Here is a 15,868-nt window from a genome sequence, read left to right on the forward strand (position 1 = left end):
ACGGTGACTTCGTGGCCTGCGGCGGCGAGGGCGACGGAGAGGGCGTGCACGTGTCGGCCGAGGCCGCCGACGAGCACCGGCGGGTACTCCCAGGACAGCATGAGGATGCGACGGGTCTGCGGGGGCACCCCGGGGCCGGGCTGCGCCGGCACGACCGCGCCGGGCTGCGCGGACAGGCCGGACGGCGCGGGAAGACCGGGCTGGGTCGGGAGCTGGGGCCGGGAGGTCAGGGTGGGCCGGTGGGCCCGGTCCTTGGTGGCAGCGAGCTGCTCGTCGACCCGCAGGGTCGTCACATCAATCTCCGTCCGTGCATGGTGGTGCGCGCCGGCGTCGGTGGCGGCGGAGCGAGAGGTGTAAGGGGTGGCCGAGGGCCTGGCGGGCACGCGCGAACGCTTGTCCCCGATCAAGGAAAGTCCATCCGGCTCGAGAACGCACCTCGAAAAGGGTCATCGTGACGGAGGACACCTGAGTGGTGTTGCACGCTCAGACGGGTGGTTTCCGGGCAGCGCCTGGAAGGATGGATTGGCGCGCCCGGGCCGGGGGCACTACCTGCTTGCGTGCGGGCGGTCTCGGCCGGTGCGCACATCACCATGGGTTGAAGGAGCGACATGCAGGTCTGGCCGGGCGAGCGGTATCCCCTGGGCGCCACCTACGACGGGATGGGCACCAACTTCGCCATCTTCTCCGAGGTGGCCGAGCGGATCGAGCTGTGCCTCTTCGACGAGTGGGACACCGGCGCGGAGCGCCGTGTCGAGCTGCGCGAGGTGGACGCGTACGTGTGGCACGCGTACCTGCCGGGCATCGAGCCGGGGCAGCGCTACGGCTACCGGGTGTACGGCCCGTACGACCCGGCGAACGGGCTGCGCTGCAACCCGCACAAGCTGCTGATCGACCCGTACGCCAAGGCCATCGACGGTGACGTCCAGTGGGACCCGGCGGTCTACGACTATGACATGGACGAGCCGGAGCGGATGAACGAGACCGACTCGGCGCCGTTCATGCCGAAGTCGGTGGTGGTCAACCCGTACTTCGACTGGGGCAACGACAAGCCGCCGCGCACCCCTTACCACCACTCGGTGATCTACGAGGCCCACGTCCGTGGGCTGACCATGCGGCACCCGGACATCCCGGAGGAGCTGCGGGGCACGTACGCGGGCATCGCCTCCCCGCCGATGATCGACTACCTGACCCGGCTCGGGGTGACGGCGATCGAGCTGATGCCGGTGCACCAGTTCATCCACGACCACCGGTTGAACGACCTGGGGCTGCGCAACTACTGGGGTTACAACACCATCGGTTTCTTCGCCCCGCACCACGGCTACTCCGCGCTGGGCCGGACCGGCCAGCAGGTGCAGGAGTTCCGGGGCATGGTCAAGGCGTTGCACGCGGCCGGCATCGAGGTCATCCTCGACGTGGTCTACAACCACACCGCCGAGGGCAACCACCTCGGGCCGACGTTGAGCTTCAAGGGCGTGGACGCGCCGAGCTACTACCGGCTCAGCGAGGAGGACCGGCGCTACTTCGTCGACTACACCGGCACCGGCAACAGCCTCAACGTACGCAGCCCGCACTCCCTGCAACTGATCATGGATTCGCTGCGCTACTGGGTGACCGAGATGCACGTCGACGGCTTCCGGTTCGACCTGGCCGCCACCCTGGCCCGCGAGTTCTACGAGGTGGACCGGCTCTCCACCTTCTTCGAGGTGGTGCAGCAGGACCCGGTGGTCAGCCAGGTGAAGTTGATCGCCGAACCGTGGGACGTCGGCCCCGGCGGCTACCAGGTGGGCAACTTCCCACCACTGTGGACGGAGTGGAACGGCAAGTACCGCGACACCGTGCGGGACTTCTGGCGCGGTGAGCCGGCCACCCTCGCCGAGTTCGCGTCCCGCATCTCCGGCTCCGCCGACCTCTACCAGGACGACGGCCGCCGACCGTTCCACAGCATCAACTTCGTCACCGTGCACGACGGGTTCACCCTCAACGACCTGGTGTCGTACAACGACAAGCACAACGAGGCCAACGGCGAGGACAACCGGGACGGCGAGAGCCACAACCGCTCCTGGAACTGCGGGGTCGAGGGCGACACCGACGACGAGGCGGTCCTCGCCCTGCGGGCCAAGCAGCGGCGCAACTTCCTGGCCACACTGATGCTGTCGCAGGGCGTGCCGATGATCGGCCACGGCGACGAGCTGGGTCGCACCCAACACGGCAACAACAACGTCTACTGCCAGGACAGCGAGCTGGCCTGGGTCGACTGGGACAACGTCGACGAGCAGTTGCTGGAGTTCGTGCAGACGCTCACCGCGTTCCGCAAACGTCACCAGGTGTTCCGGCGTCGCCGCTTCTTCACCGGCCTGCCGGTGAACGGGCGCGGCATCGACGAGCCGCTGCCCGACCTGGCCTGGCACACCCCGGACGGGCGGGAGATGACCGGCGAGGACTGGGGCAACGACTTCGGCCGTTCGGTCGCGCTCTTCGTCAACGGCGAGGGCATCCGCGAGCGCGGCCAGTACGGCCAGAAACACCACGACGCGTCGTTCCTGCTGTGCTTCAACGCCCACGACGCGCCACTGGACTTCACCATGCCCGGCAGTGAGTACGGCCAGAAGTGGGAACGGGTGATCAGCACCGCCGAACCCCAGCCGGACGACGCCACGGTGATCAGCGCGGGCGGCACCATCCGGGTGCCGGACCGGTCCCTCGTCGTGCTGGAGAGGATGATCTGACATGCCGGCCACCCCTCCCAAGGCCACCTACCGGATCCAGGTCCGCCCCGGCTTCGACCTCGACGCCACCGCCGCGATCGTCGACTACCTGGACGACCTCGGCGTCAGCCACCTCTACAGCGCCCCGCTGCTGACCGCGACCCCCGGTTCCCAGCACGGCTACGACGTGGTCGACCACCGGGCCGTCAGCCCGGAACTGGGCGGGGAGGCCGCCCGGCAGCGGCTGCTGGCCGCCCTACGTGACAGAGGGCTCGGCCTGGTCGTCGACATCGTGCCCAACCACGCCGGGGTCGCCGTCCCGGCCGCCAACCCGGCCTGGTGGGACGTGCTGCGCCGGGGGCGCGACTCGTCGTACGCCGACTGGTTCGACATCGACTGGGACCGGGGCCGGCTGCTGCTGCCGGTGCTCGCCGACGACCCGGCCGCCCTGGACGACCTCACGCTCGTCGACGGGGAGCTGCGCTACCACGAGCACCGCTTCCCGGTCGCCGACGGCACCGGCGACGGCACCGCCCGGGAGGTCCACGACCGGCAGCACTACGAGCTGATCTCCTGGCGGCGCGGTGACGCCGAGCTGACGTACCGCCGGTTCTTCGCCATCGCGGGCCTGGCCGGCCTGCGCGTGGAGGACCCGGCGGTCTTCGCCGCCACCCACGAGCTGGTCCTGCGCTGGGCCGCCGCCGGGGAGGTCGACGGCATCCGCGTCGACCACCCCGACGGCCTGCGCGACCCGGCCGGCTACCTGGCCCGCCTGCGGGAGGCCGCACCGGACGCCTGGCTCGTGGTGGAGAAGATCCTGGAGTACGGCGAGGAGCTGCCGGACTGGCCGGTGGACGGCACCACCGGCTACGACGCCCTGGCCATGGCCGGTGGGCTCTTCATCGACATCGACGCCGAGGGCGACTTCACAGTGCTGGACACTCACGTGACCGGCCGGCACACCTCCTGGGAGGACCTGACCCACGCCACCAAACTGGCCGCCGCCACCCGGCTGCTCGCCGCCGAGCTGACCCGGCTGGCCGCCCTCGCCCCCGAGGTACCGACCGAGCAGGCCCGCGCGGCGCTCGCCGAGCTGGCCGCCGCGTTCGCCGTCTACCGCGGCTACCCGCCGCACGGCGCCCGGCTGCTCGCCGCCGCCCGCTCCGAGGCCGGCCGCCGCCGCCCCGACCTGGCCGGCGCCCTGGACGCGGTCACCCGCCGGCTGCGCAACCCCGACGACGAGCTGGGCATGCGGTTCCCGCAGCTCACCGGCGCCGTGATGGCCAAGGGCGTGGAGGACACCGCCTTCTACCGGTGGACCCGGTTCGTGGCGCTCAACGAGGTCGGTGACAGCCCGGTCCGCTTCGGCGTGCCACCCGCGGAGTTCCACCGCTTCGCCACCGCCCAGCAGGTCCGCTGGCCGGCCAGCATGACCACCCTCTCCACCCACGACACCAAACGTGGTGAGGACGTCCGCGCCCGCCTCGCCGTGCTCAGCGAACTGCCGGGCCGCTGGGCGGAGCAGGTCAAGAGCTGGATGGAGTACGCGCCGCTGCCCGACCCGGCGTTCGCCCACCTGCTCTGGCAGACCGCCGTGGGCGCGTGGCCGATCGAACGCGAGCGGCTGCACGCGTACGTCGAGAAGGCCGCCCGGGAGGCCGGGGCCTCGACCAGTTGGGCGGAACCGGACCCGGCCTTCGAGCAGGCGCTGCACGACGTGGTCGACAGGATGTACGACGACCCGAGCCTGCACGACGAGCTGACCGAACTTGCCGCCGCGATCACCCCGGCCGGCTGGTCCAACTCGCTGGGGCAGAAGCTCGTGCAGCTCACCATGCCCGGTGTGCCGGACACCTACCAGGGCACCGAGCTGTGGGACAACTCCCTGGTCGACCCCGACAACCGCCGCCCTGTCGACTTCGACGTACGCCGAGAGATGCTGGCACGCATCGACGGCGGCTGGCGTCCCCCGGTCGACACCGACGGAGCGGCGAAGCTGCTCGTCGTGTCGCGGACCCTGCGGTTGCGCCGCGCGCACCCGGAGCTGTTCACCACCTACCGGCCGCTCCCGGCGCAGGGGCCGGTGAGCCGGCACGCGGTGGCCTTCGACCGGGGCGGCGTGATCGCCGTGGCGACCCGACTGCCGCTCGGGTTGGCACGTGTCGGCGGGTGGTGTGACACAGCCCTGTCACTTCCCGTTCACGAGATGAAGGACCTGTTCACCGGGCGGGTCTACAGTGGCGGAGAGACGCCGCTGGACACCCTCCTGGCCGATTACCCCGTCGCTCTGCTGGCTCCTCCCACCGCTGCCGAGGAGGCCGTTTCATGACCGAATTCTCCGTCTGGGCACCGGACGCCATCCGGGTGCGGCTGCGCCTGGCCGGCGACACCGACCACGAGATGCACACCGCCGCAGACGGCTGGTGGCAGGTCGACGTGCCCGATGCCGGCCCCGACTACTCCTTTCTGCTGAACGACGACGAAACCCCACTGCCCGACCCCCGGTCCCCGTGGCAACCTGCGGGAGTGCACGGGCCGAGCCGCCGCTACGACCACGCTGCCTACGCGTGGTCCGACAGCGCGTGGACGGGCCGGCAGCTGCCCGGCAGCATCCTCTACGAGTTGCACATCGGCACCTTCACCCCGGACGGCACCTTCGACGCGGCCATCGACCGCCTCGACCACCTCGTCTCCCTGGGCGTCGACCTGATCGAGCTGCTCCCGATCAACGCCTTCAACGGCGAACACAACTGGGGGTACGACGGCGTCTGCTGGTACGCCCCCCACGAGCCCTACGGCGGCCCCGACGGCCTGAAACGGTTCGTCGACGCCGCCCACGCTCGCGGGTTGGGGGTGATCCTCGACGTTGTCTACAACCATTTCGGGCCCTCCGGGGCCTACGCGCCGCAGTTCGGTCCGTACCTCGCCGAGCAGAGCAACAGTTGGGGCCGCTCGGTCAACCTGGACGGCCCGCACTCCGACGAGGTACGCCGCTACATCATCGACAGCGTGCTCATGTGGCTGCGCGACTACCACGTCGACGGCCTACGCCTGGACGCCGTGCACGCGCTGCCGGACACCCGGGCGATCCCGCTGCTCGAAGAGCTGGCCATCGAGGTCGAGTCGCTGTCGACGCACCTCGGGCGGCCGTTGTCGCTGATCGCCGAATCGGACCTCAACGACCCGCGGCTCATCACGCCCCGGGAGGCCGGCGGGTTTGGGCTGCACGCCCAGTGGAACGACGACGCCCACCACGCGCTGCACACGTTGCTGACGGGGGAGCGGCAGGGGTACTACGGCGACTTCGGCTCTCTGGAGACGTTGTCGGACGTGCTGACGGGTGGGTTCTTCCACGCGGGGACGTGGTCGAGCTTCCGTAACCGGCACCACGGGCGACCTCTGGATTCGCGGGTGCCGGGGCATCGGCTGGTCGCCTACCTGCAGAACCATGACCAGATCGGGAACCGGGCTACCGGGGATCGGATCTCTGCCTCGTTGTCGCCTTCGCTGCTCCGCGTTGGGGCTGTGTTGCTGTTGACGGCTCCGTTCACTCCGATGTTGTTTATGGGGGAGGAGTGGGCTGCCTCTACGCCGTGGCAGTTCTTCACCTCGCACCCGGAGCCGGAGTTAGCCACTGCGGTGCGGAACGGGCGGCGGCGGGAGTTCGCGTCGCACGGGTGGCCGGAAGGGGACGTGCCGGACCCGCAGGACCCGGAGACGTTCGTACGGTCCCGGTTGGACTGGGCCGAGCTGGACAAGCCCGAGCACGCTTCGATGCTGTCGTTCTACCAGCGGTTGATCGCTCTGCGACGCTCAACTTCGGACCTGTCGGATCCTCGGATGCACGAGGTGTCTGTGCAGCACGGGGACCAGTTCCTGGTGATGCGGCGGGGGGACACGCTGGTGGTGGCGAACTTTGCTGGGCGGGGGCAGGGGGTGTCGCTGCCCGGGGTGGCGCGGCGAGTGCTCCTGGCTACGGAGGAGGGCGTCACCGTGATGCGGGACCGGATCCAGTTGCCGGCGGAGACTGCGGCGATCGTGGCGCTCTGAGCGACATCGCTCCCACACGCGTGAAGGTCATGAACCTGAGTGGGGCGTACGCCGCTGAAAGGGTGAGCCTTTGAGCCGGCTGTGCGGTTGCCGAGGTCTGGCCGTTGACGATGCTCGTCGGAGCCGCTCCACGTTTTCGTCGTAAGCCGCTAAAGTTTTACGGGCGAGCCTATGCGTGCGGCCTGGGTGTCGACGAATCAACGGGCTATGGTTCTGGCTCTGACCTCACACCGGACCTACTCAGCGGCACCAGGCCAAGGGGCCGGTCTTCATCGCCGGAACGTTTCTACCAGCCGATCACCACGACGGTCGGTAGAACATTCACGCATTTTCCGACGATTGAGATTTTGCCGAGTCTACCGATGAATCTCAGGCAACCGGGTGTGCTCGACGGCGAAAGGGCGCTTTTCGCCGGCACGTCCGAGCCCCGCAAGGACTCCGCATTGTCCACGAACGGGCACTGTTGTCTGCGGGACGGGTGGACTAACTCTGGGTGATCAGGCCTTGACCTTCTAGGATCGAAGTGATCGAATTGAAGAGATCGGTGATCGCCACTTCGGAACCTTCGGCAGGCGGGCAAAATGGCTGTTTCTCCCTATAGTCTGGAAGGTGCACGTACGATTCTGTCTGGTCCAGACGACAGATGGGCCAAGACCTTGGCCACGCTCCTTGGTATCGGGGTGATAGCGGCCGGGCCGGTTGGCCTAGCCACTGGGTCGGGCGTCGTCCTGGCAGCTTGGGGATGGGTCGACCAAAAGAACGAAGTTGTCGATCTTCTTCGCAAACTCGTAACGTCAGGCCGTCAGCGGCTTGGCGGTAGGCGATCACCCGAACGCGCTAGCGTTCTTGCCGCGACCCATACGGCTCTAGTGTATGGCGCCTTCTTCGCCGCTATTCGCGAAATCCTCGGTCCGGTATTCGATAAGATCGACCTGAGTGACGATGACAAGCAACGCCTGACTGATCGAGCCGTCGCCTCGATGGCTCAAAAACAATTAGCGCAGGCGCTGGACACGGCGCAAGTTCCACTTCCATGGGCTGCGTGCGGATATCAATCGAACAAAGATACCTCTGTCACTTCTCTGTACCAAGAGCTTGCTGCGCTTTCCATAAAATTCTTCCAGAGCTTCGCCGTTTGGGGCAGGGCTGAGGCAGTTGGTCCTGCGCAGCCGTTGATTGAGGATATAACAAAGCGCGCGGTACGTCGATACGATGCAGAATACAAGCAGTTAGCCGCAGAGGTCCGAGAGTTCGAGATCTGGGCGATGCTCGGTGAACATGCGGCAACTCAGGCACTGGCAGGCCAAACGAGGGAGTCTCTGGTTCGGCTGGAACGCTTAATGGTCTCTCTGGCCGGGGCGGCGCAGCAACAGGCACATCAAGTCCGACGGGTCAGCGCCGACTTCAACCGTGCAATATTGAATGAGCCGTTGGTTGCAGCTGGCGTTTCTGATGACCTTGTCGAGCTAAGGGTGCCAACCGTCGAGGAGGGCTACCTCAGCCCGCCCTTTCGTTGGATGGTCATGAGCAGCGACGCTAAGCCTGCCAACGAGACTTGGTGGGCCCGTACGACGTTCTTGGAAAACGATCTGGACGCTTTCTTGGCATCCTACTTCTCGGCACCGCAAAGCCGTGAACGGCCATTAGTGGTCCTTGGACACCCTGGTTCAGGTAAAAGTATGTTCACAAAAGTGTGTGCGGCTCGCCTCTCCAGTAGCGAGGGCTTCTCTGCTGCCCGGATTCCACTTCGCCAAGTGCCAGACCCCCGCGCTCCGATCTACCAGCAGGTCAGCGCGGTTCTTGAAAAGGCTACTAATGGGCGCGTTTCTTGGCCCGAACTTAGTGAAGCATCGGCTGGTGCCACTCGAGTATTATTCATCGATGGACTCGACGAGTTTATGCAAGCTTCTGGCACCTCTGAATCAAACTATCTACAGAATGTGGTTGAGTTTCAGCGCATCGAATCGGTCACCTCCGAGCCCGTTGCGATCGTTGTAACGTCGCGGACCCTGGTGGCTGACATTGCGCGTATTCCCGACGGTTGCTTGGTTATCAAGCTGGAGAATTTCAGATCTGAGCAGGTAGCTTCGTGGTTAGAAATATGGGAACTTGCGAATCCGCATCTGCAATACAGCAATATGGCTGGCATTCCGCCAGCCGCTTCGGTTTTGTCATACGGGGACATGGCTCGCCAGCCGCTGCTGCTCCTGCTGCTCGTCTTGTATGGCGTCCCTAAAGGGCTTCCTCTCGTAGACGAGGATTCAACGCCTGCGCAAATCTACGGCGGCATCCTTCGCCGATTCATCCGGCGCGAATTAAGTAAGCCGACAAATGTCGAACCAGCCGGCAGTGAAGAGGCACAAATCCATGACGAGTTTTGGCGGCTCGGCATCGCCGCCTTTGGAATGTTTAACCGTGGGAAACACTACATTGAAGAACAAACACTGCTGGAAGATCTGCACGCTCTTGATCCTGCCTCCCGGCAGAGGCAGACTTCGCAGAGAGGCGTTTCGCTGAGCGCCGCACGGCGAGTGCTCGGAAAATTTTTCTTTATTCACGCTGCTGAAGCAGATGAAGGCATCGAGGGGCGGAGTTACGAGTTCCTCCATTCGACCTTCAGTGAGTATTTGATCGCCTACCTCGTCACGGCGGAGCTTTCTGAGCTTTGGGTCTCTAAAGATCGACCCTTGTCTCAGAACTGGGACGATGACCGAATATACGCGCTCCTATCGCATCAGACCCTCATCTCGGGCGGCTCGGCGGTGTTGCTATTCATTGAGCAATTGCACTCCGGCCCCGACAAGGCGGCGCGTTCCGGCCACATCCTGCGCCTGCTATTGGGTGCGGCCGAGGACCGCTGGGGCAGCGGAAGATTCGGATCGTATTCGCCATCATTGGGCACCTACGTAGAGCGCTTCGCAATCTATACCGCTAACCTGATGTTGCTTTTGCTTCAAGTGGAGAAAGAGCCAGTTAAATTATCGTCTATTGGCGCCTCGCCGGTTCGATCAATCGACTGGTGGGTGAGGCTCGTCCGGATTTGGCAGGGGTGTCTGGGCACTGATTTTCTCAATTCCATTTCACTTCGGACTGAGCCTGAATTCGTGGTCATTCGGGGCAAAGAAGAAGATGAGCAACCCGTGGTCCACGCAGAGTGGCTCGCATTATCTCGGATAGATGCAGTAATCTTCAATGCCGGACATGGCGTGGTGGGCAATAGTTACACTATCGGGAGTCCCGATCGTGAGGTTGACGCTATTGGGCAAGCGGCCCGTAGTTACGTAGATCCCCAAGCCTTTTGGCGGGGCCGTCAGGCCGTAGGCGAGCTTATCCGTGCGGAGGGTGCCGAAGGTCCGCAGGGCTACAGTTTATCGCTGTTGGCCGCCTTTGTTGCGAACAGCCCTGAGTCTTTCTCAATGGAGGATGTCGCAACGCTGGTGCCTCTTGTCATCGAAAAGGCTCTTTTGCCTTCGGATCTATGGCCTCTATCGCTGGTCATCGCACAATACCCAGAACTTGTAGACATTCCAGGCGTCGTGGCGTACCTCGACCAGGCGTCTGTTGACGCCCCAGAGTTCGCTGCGCTGCTGGCCGGGGTGTTGGTCTGGGGGGGCTATTGGCGGGCTACCGAAGGTCTCATTTCCCGTATACCTGACAGCCTGCTTGAGGCGACAGTCGCGATGCGACCATGGATCGATGGAATGGCAGGATTGGTCGAAGAGCGGCGACAGGTCCTTTTCGTCGCGGGGCAATTGACTGCTGTGATCAAGGAGCTATTTCCAGAGGCGTAAGCGGCTGGAGCGTGGCGGGTTTGACGCGACTCTCCTGCTGATATCGCAGAAGGATCTCTCATGCAGATTTGTCCTTATCTGGGCGGAAAAGATTGGCGCACTAAATGGGAGGACGCGCTAGCTTCCGCTGGGTGCGGTGAGCACCGCCGCGCCGACGAGCTGATCGACCGGGCCGCAGGGATCGCCGCCAGCCTGAGGGGGTACGACGACACGCACCGCACCAGCTTCGGGCCGGTCGCCGTCGAGTTGGCCCGGGTTCTCGTGTCGGCGCAACGGGGGGACGCTGCCGAGGCGTTACGACGGCACTCGGCCGTGGTGCGGCGGGAGGGGTGGCGGCGGTTGCCGGCCGAGTATCGGGGCGCGTACCTGGTCGACGTCGCGCGGGCGTACCTGCAACTGGGTGACGTTCGCGGGGCGGCGAGGGCGCTTGTCGACGCGGACAGTGTCGCGCCGGCTGAGGTTCGGTGCCGGCCGTTGGCGCGTACCGTGATCGCCGATGTCGCCCGCGCGCAGCCGGCGCCGGCCGGTGTGGCGCGACTGGCGACGCTCGTCGGCCTCACCCGCTGACGGCCGCCGGCCACCGGCCCTTGCGCCCTCGCGCCGACGAGCTGGCAGTTAGGCACCGTGACGCACCTCGCCAGGGGCGTGGGACTACCGGGCTTTGCGCTGACGACGCGCGCGCTCAAATTCGGCGGCATCCGACATCCAGGGACTGTGCTGGTCGAGTGCGGCGTAGCCGCCGCGCACGAACAGGCTCACCAGGTGCCGGTAGCCACTCATCCCGTCGACCAGGCTGTACTCGATCCGGTACTCCGGGTCCGACCCGGCTTCACCCTGTCGTACCGTCGTGATCCGGGCGATGCAGTCCGCGTAGAACTGCAGCTGGATCCCCTCGCCCATCTCCTCGTCCTCGATGGTGAACACCTCGTTGTCCCCGGCCGAGCGATCGGCGACGAACTCCCAGAACTCGGCGGACGCACTGCGAGGCCCGTCCCGTAGCCACTTCTTCTCGCCGCCCTTGTCGTCGGTGAAGGTCAGGGCCGCCTTCGTCACACTCGCACCGGAGTCGTCGTCCTCCGGCGGCGTGCTCCTGGCGCGGTCCGCGGCCTCCGAGCACATCAGGAAAGTCACCGTCCGCACCGCGTCATCGACGAGCCCGGGGTACGCGCGGCGCACGGCCGCGTCGACCGGTCGCCTCCATCCGCTTCCAGTCGCGCCTGTCAGTGGCCCGGCGTCCCCGCCGTGGGTCGAGACCGATCCGCATCCCGGCGCACGCCTGCTCGGCGGTGGCGATCACCCGCATGACCTGGGGCAGCAGCGCGGGGTCTACGGCATCGGGGTTCCGCCGTGGGATGGTCGCGCCGTGCAGGTACTGGCCCGTGTAGCGCAGGATCTGCGCGTCGAGTGGCCCGAGGGTCGCGCCCCGCTCGGTGCGGCGGCGGTCCGCGTGATGTTCCTGGGCGCGCTTCTCGTTCGCCGCCTCCGTCGCCGTGCGCATCGCCTCGCAGACCTGACCGTGCTCCAGGAGACGGATGGTGGCGCCGTGGGCGACGAGTCGGCTCTGGTCCCACGGGATGCGCCGAAAAAGCGCGTCGACGTCTGCGGGCGGGGAGAGCAGGATCGGGTCCAGGAGTGCGACGGCAGCATTCTCGTCGAGCTGGCCCCGGGTCCCGGCGGCCTCGCACAGCGGTAGGACCGCACTCCACAGCAGCAGGTGTCGGGCCAGGTCTTCCCGGATCACCGCAAAATGAGCTTCGGAGATCGGGATGGTGAACGTGCGGGGCTCGTGGTTGGCGTCGGCTCCGGCGCCGAGCATCAGCTTCAGCTCGCCGTCCTCGCGGATGACGGTCGGGATCCAGCCGCTGCTACGCGTGAAGACGATGTCTCTCATCTCGTCACGACCACTGTTCGCTGTGGGTGTCGAGGCGTGGGTCGGAGCGCACCCAGACTTCGCCCCCGGCGGCCTCGGCCGGGGCGTCGACCCGTTCGAGACCGAGGAATTCGATCAACTGGAGCAGTTCCGCCCGGTCGGCCCGATCATCGTCGATGTCCTGCGAGTCGAAGAAGATGTAGTAGCTGTCGGTCGGGTCGACGTAGCCGGAATCCGCCCAGATCCGGCCCACTTCTTCGATCGCCGCTGCCTCCGTCGTGATCGTGGCGGCGCGTGCGGCACCGCGCGCCTCCGGTGACGCGTCGAGGTCGGAGAGGTCGGCAAGCCACTGGCCGAAGTGGTCGAGGCCGGCATATCCGTTCTCGAAGAACAGCATCGCGCTCGGCAGGTAGCGGTTGGGCCTGTCGACCCGGAGGTGTTCCGACCGAGGCTGGTCCGCCTCCGTGATCCGGGAGATCACCCCCAGGCTGGGCATGAGCACCAGGCGCTGCCTCGCCGGCTCGTCGGTGATGGTGTACGTGTCGGACTCTCGGCCCCGGAAGAACGCGGAGAACGCCACGTACGCCTCCTGCGGGTCGCCCACCGAGACGTGTTGATCGTTGCCGTCACCGCCAGCGAAGACGAACTGCTTCGGGCCGGGCTTGTAGGGGCGGGCCATGAGTTTCCTTCGTTCAGGGGTGAAAGCTCCGCCAGAGTAGTGGGTCAGGGTGACATGCCCGCGGCCCTGATCGGGGCGGGGTTTCCGGCAACGTGAGATCCGGGCATGTATCTCGGCACTGCTGGAGGGGAGAGACAGCAATGCTGGTAAGTGGTTATCTCGGCGCGGTGCTCATCGGTGCCCTCGTTGGCCTGCTCGGACGACTCATCCTGCCGGGGAGGCAGCGGATCGGCGTCTTCGCCACGTTCGTCATCGGCGTTGGCTCGGCGGTGCTGGGCACAGTGGTCGCCCGGGCGCTCAACATCGACGACGGGGCCAACGTGCAGGTGTGGGTGCTGCGCTGGGACTGGGTCGTGCTCGCGATCCAGGTCGGCCTTGCGATCATCGCCGTGGCGTTGGCGAACATGCTCACCTTCACCCGGCTGGCCGGCGGCGACGACAAGCCTCGTCGGCGGACCCGTCGCGCCAAGGCCAAGCGCGAATCCTGATCGGCGGCAGCGTGAGCCGGGCGTATGGCGGTTAGCGGCAGCGTGCCGAGGGGTGTGGACAGCGGCGAGCAGTGACGCTCAGCGGTTGCGCCGCGCGATTGCCGCCTCGACGCCGTCGAGGATCAGGTTGAGGCCGAAGACGAAGTCCTGCTCCTCTGGATCCTCTCCCGGTTCGCTCTCGAAGGCGCCCGCCGCGAACAGTGGCGCAGCCTCGGGGAAGCGCTCCGGGTGGACGAGCGCGGCGAGGGCGAGGCCGTAGTTCTGCTCGACGTCCGACTGGCTGAGCCCGGTGCCACTGCGGCCCGCCGCCATCTGGCGGCTCTGCAGGATCGCGTTGCGCACATAACCGCTGACGACGACGAGGATGCCTGCCTTCGTCCTCGGATCCAGACCAGTGTCGTGCAGGACCCGCAGGAACGCGTCCATCCAGCCGATGGCGTTCGGCCCTCGGGGCGGGCCCGCGATCGGAACCTCCACGAGCCACGGGTGCTCGGCGTACCGGGTCCGGATCGCCGCTGCCCAGCGATGCACGCCGTCACGCCAGCCGTCCACGTCCAACCTGGGGGCGGACCCGGTGGCGTGGTCGGTCATCAGTTCGACGAGTTCCTCCTTCGAGCCCACGTGCCGATACAGCGACATCTTGGTGAAGCCGAGAGTCTGCGCGACCTTCTGCAGGGTCACCCCGTCCAGGCCCTCGTGGTCCGCCAGGTCCACCGCAGCGCCGACGACCCGCTCGACGTCGAGTTCGGCGGGCCGGCCCCGGCGTGTGGACGTCGGCAGTCGCCAGAGCCGCGCCAGGTCGGCGGGCACGTCGTCGGCCATTGACGGTGCATTGTGTCCCATGGATAGTATCTCCCGTATATTAAACGCTGTCGTCGGGCCGGACGGAAGAAGAAGCATATGGACGTGTCAGCGGGCACGATTGGCGCCACGGCGAGCCGGGCACCCGCCGGCCAGCGCCTCCACGACATCGACGCGCTGCGGGGGTTCGCGCTGCTCGGGATCTTCGTCGTGAACATCACCTTCATGGCCTCCGGCTACCCGGGCAACCTGATCACGGACCCGGCGTTCTCGTCGGTCCTCGACGACGCGACGCGGTTCCTGTCCGCGGTGCTCGTCGACATGAAGTTCTACATCCTCTTCTCGTTCCTGTTCGGATACAGCTTCACGCTGCAGATGGAGGCGGCTGGGCGCGCTGGGGCCGCGTTCGGGCCGCGGATGCTGCGCCGGATCGCCGGCCTCTTCATCCTCGGCGCCCTGCACACCGCGCTCCTGTACGGCGGCGACATCCTGATGACCTACGCGGTGGTCTGCCTGATCCTGCTCGGGATGCGCCGGGTCCGCGACCGGACGGCGGTGCGCGTCGCAAGCGTGCTCTACGGGATCGTGCTGCTGAGCCTCCTGGCCAGCGGCCTCCTCGCGAACTCCTCCGCGTTCCTGCCGACCCGAGCCGAGGCGCTGGCCAACGCCGAGAAGGCGACGGCCGCGATGCTCGGCGGATGGGGTGACGTCATTGGCCACCACCTCTCCGGGCTTCCCTTCCTGGTGCTCCAGTCCGCGACGTTCCAGGGGCCGACGGCGCTGGCGATGTTCCTGCTCGGCATGGTCGCCGGCCGACGGCGACTCCTCGCCAACGTCACCGGTCACGAGCCGGTGCTGCGGCGGATCCAGTGGGTCGGCTTCCCCGTGGGGATCGCGGGCGGTCTGGTGTACGCGCTCGGCGGCGGCAACGGCCAGCCGCTGGCCGTGGGCGTGAGCGCGGCGACCGCGCCGCTGCTGACGGCTGCGTACGTGGCCACGCTGCTGCGGATGATGCACAGCCCGCCGTTCGGGTTCGTGCGGTCGGCCCTGGCACCGGCGGGGCGGATCGCACTCACCAACTACCTGGGGCAATCGCTGCTCGGGCTGCTCATCTTCAGCGGGATCGGGCTTGGCCTGGCCGGGAGCGTGTCGCCGGTGGGGACGACCGGGCTCGCACTCCTGATCTACGCGGTGCAGCTCGCGGTGAGCGCGTGGTGGCTGCGCCATTACCGGTACGGGCCGGCCGAGTGGGCGCTACGACGGGTGACGAACGGAAAGACGGCAGAGACCGATGTGATCTCCGGCCGCGATCGTGACTCGGCGGCCTCAGCGGGCCGCCACTGAAATGCGGCGATGGGCAGGCTCCTCGCGCAGACACCCGCGCGCCGCCCACGATCCACTCGCCTTCACGGAAGTGGGGGGGTGCCGGCGGCGGGGGCACCCCCACGTCACGGCAACCCAGTCGAGCGGTGGGCCCCCCCGGC

12 protein-coding genes are annotated in these 15,868 nt (G+C 66.8%); 7 read left to right on the forward strand and 5 right to left on the reverse strand.

All coding sequences use genetic code 11. From position 1 onward, the window contains the following. The coding region (locus AB0B48_RS25270; RefSeq protein WP_357205737.1) for a glycogen/starch synthase at positions 1–293 on the reverse strand (293 nt) is incomplete at its 3' end. 315 nt (positions 294–608) lie between these two features. Here AB0B48_RS25270 and glgX point away from each other — a divergent pair. The 5 genes from glgX to AB0B48_RS25295 all read left to right on the forward strand — a co-directional run bounded on the left by glgX (position 609) and on the right by AB0B48_RS25295 (position 11,113). Continuing rightward, a complete protein-coding gene (gene glgX / locus AB0B48_RS25275; RefSeq protein WP_357205740.1) occupies positions 609–2,726 on the forward strand; it encodes a glycogen debranching protein GlgX in 2,118 nt (705 codons plus the stop codon). A gap of 1 nt (position 2,727) precedes the next feature. Then, the gene (gene treY / locus AB0B48_RS25280; protein WP_357205743.1) at positions 2,728–5,034 is read left to right on the forward strand and encodes a malto-oligosyltrehalose synthase; all 2,307 of its coding nucleotides are present in this window, start codon (positions 2,728–2,730) and stop codon (positions 5,032–5,034) included. Then, positions 5,031–6,755 (forward strand): malto-oligosyltrehalose trehalohydrolase, encoded by a 1,725-nt coding sequence (gene treZ / locus AB0B48_RS25285; RefSeq protein WP_357205746.1) that lies wholly within the window; start codon positions 5,031–5,033, stop codon positions 6,753–6,755. Before treY ends, treZ begins: the two co-directional genes overlap by 4 nt. Positions 6,756–7,624: 869 nt before the next feature. Next, positions 7,625–10,546, forward strand: a complete 2,922-nt coding sequence (locus tag AB0B48_RS25290) for a hypothetical protein (protein WP_357205749.1) — start codon at positions 7,625–7,627, stop codon at positions 10,544–10,546. A gap of 60 nt (positions 10,547–10,606) precedes the next feature. Beyond that, positions 10,607–11,113: a hypothetical protein gene (locus tag AB0B48_RS25295; protein ID WP_357205752.1), complete on the forward strand. Its 507-nt coding sequence runs from the start codon at positions 10,607–10,609 to the stop codon at positions 11,111–11,113. Between the two features lie 84 nt (positions 11,114–11,197). Here the strand turns inward: AB0B48_RS25295 and AB0B48_RS25300 are convergent, their stop codons facing one another. The 3 genes from AB0B48_RS25300 to AB0B48_RS25310 are packed head-to-tail and all read right to left on the reverse strand — an operon-like array spanning position 11,198 to position 13,095. Then, the gene (locus AB0B48_RS25300; protein WP_357205755.1) at positions 11,198–11,677 is read right to left on the reverse strand and encodes a DUF6357 family protein; all 480 of its coding nucleotides are present in this window, start codon (positions 11,675–11,677) and stop codon (positions 11,198–11,200) included. 13 nt (positions 11,678–11,690) lie between these two features. Next, entirely contained in the window at positions 11,691–12,437 is a 747-nt protein-coding gene (locus tag AB0B48_RS25305; RefSeq protein WP_357205758.1) for a DUF6357 family protein, read from the reverse strand. A 4-nt stretch (positions 12,438–12,441) separates the two neighbouring features. Continuing rightward, positions 12,442–13,095 carry a hypothetical protein gene (locus AB0B48_RS25310; protein WP_357205761.1) on the reverse strand — a complete coding sequence of 218 codons (654 nt, stop codon included), beginning with the start codon at positions 13,093–13,095 and terminating at the stop codon, positions 12,442–12,444. Positions 13,096–13,235: 140 nt separating this feature from the next. On the opposite strand from AB0B48_RS25310, the gene AB0B48_RS25315 reads away from it, so the two are divergent. Next, positions 13,236–13,583 carry a GlsB/YeaQ/YmgE family stress response membrane protein gene (locus AB0B48_RS25315; protein WP_357205764.1) on the forward strand — a complete coding sequence of 116 codons (348 nt, stop codon included), beginning with the start codon at positions 13,236–13,238 and terminating at the stop codon, positions 13,581–13,583. 78 nt (positions 13,584–13,661) lie between these two features. On the opposite strand, the gene AB0B48_RS25320 is transcribed toward AB0B48_RS25315, so the two are convergent. Beyond that, positions 13,662–14,405, reverse strand: coding sequence for a TetR/AcrR family transcriptional regulator (locus tag AB0B48_RS25320; RefSeq protein ID WP_357205766.1), 744 nt, complete (start codon positions 14,403–14,405; stop codon positions 13,662–13,664). Positions 14,406–14,483: 78 nt separating this feature from the next. Between AB0B48_RS25320 and AB0B48_RS25325 the strand changes: the two genes are divergently transcribed. Next, entirely contained in the window at positions 14,484–15,728 is a 1,245-nt protein-coding gene (locus AB0B48_RS25325) for a DUF418 domain-containing protein (RefSeq protein WP_357205769.1), read from the forward strand. The last annotated feature ends 140 nt before the right edge of the window (positions 15,729–15,868 follow it).

Source organism: Micromonospora sp. NPDC049089, assembly GCF_040648775.1.
GTDB lineage: Bacteria > Actinomycetota > Actinomycetes > Mycobacteriales > Micromonosporaceae > Micromonospora.

Excerpts from the sequence above, each read along its gene's own strand:
- glgX (WP_357205740.1), top strand. The coding sequence starts at position 609 with ATGCAGGTCTGGCCGGGCGAGCGGTATCCCCTGGGCGCCACCTACGAC.
- AB0B48_RS25295 (WP_357205752.1), top strand. The coding sequence starts at position 10,607 with ATGCAGATTTGTCCTTATCTGGGCGGAAAAGATTGGCGCACTAAATGG.
- AB0B48_RS25310 (WP_357205761.1), bottom strand. The coding sequence starts at position 13,095 with ATGGCCCGCCCCTACAAGCCCGGCCCGAAGCAGTTCGTCTTCGCTGGC.
- AB0B48_RS25320 (WP_357205766.1), bottom strand. The coding sequence starts at position 14,405 with ATGGCCGACGACGTGCCCGCCGACCTGGCGCGGCTCTGGCGACTGCCG.
- treZ (WP_357205746.1), top strand. The coding sequence starts at position 5,031 with ATGACCGAATTCTCCGTCTGGGCACCGGACGCCATCCGGGTGCGGCTG.
- treY (WP_357205743.1), top strand. The coding sequence starts at position 2,728 with ATGCCGGCCACCCCTCCCAAGGCCACCTACCGGATCCAGGTCCGCCCC.
- AB0B48_RS25325 (WP_357205769.1), top strand. The coding sequence starts at position 14,484 with ATGGACGTGTCAGCGGGCACGATTGGCGCCACGGCGAGCCGGGCACCC.
- AB0B48_RS25315 (WP_357205764.1), top strand. The coding sequence starts at position 13,236 with ATGCTGGTAAGTGGTTATCTCGGCGCGGTGCTCATCGGTGCCCTCGTT.
- AB0B48_RS25305 (WP_357205758.1), bottom strand. The coding sequence starts at position 12,437 with ATGAGAGACATCGTCTTCACGCGTAGCAGCGGCTGGATCCCGACCGTC.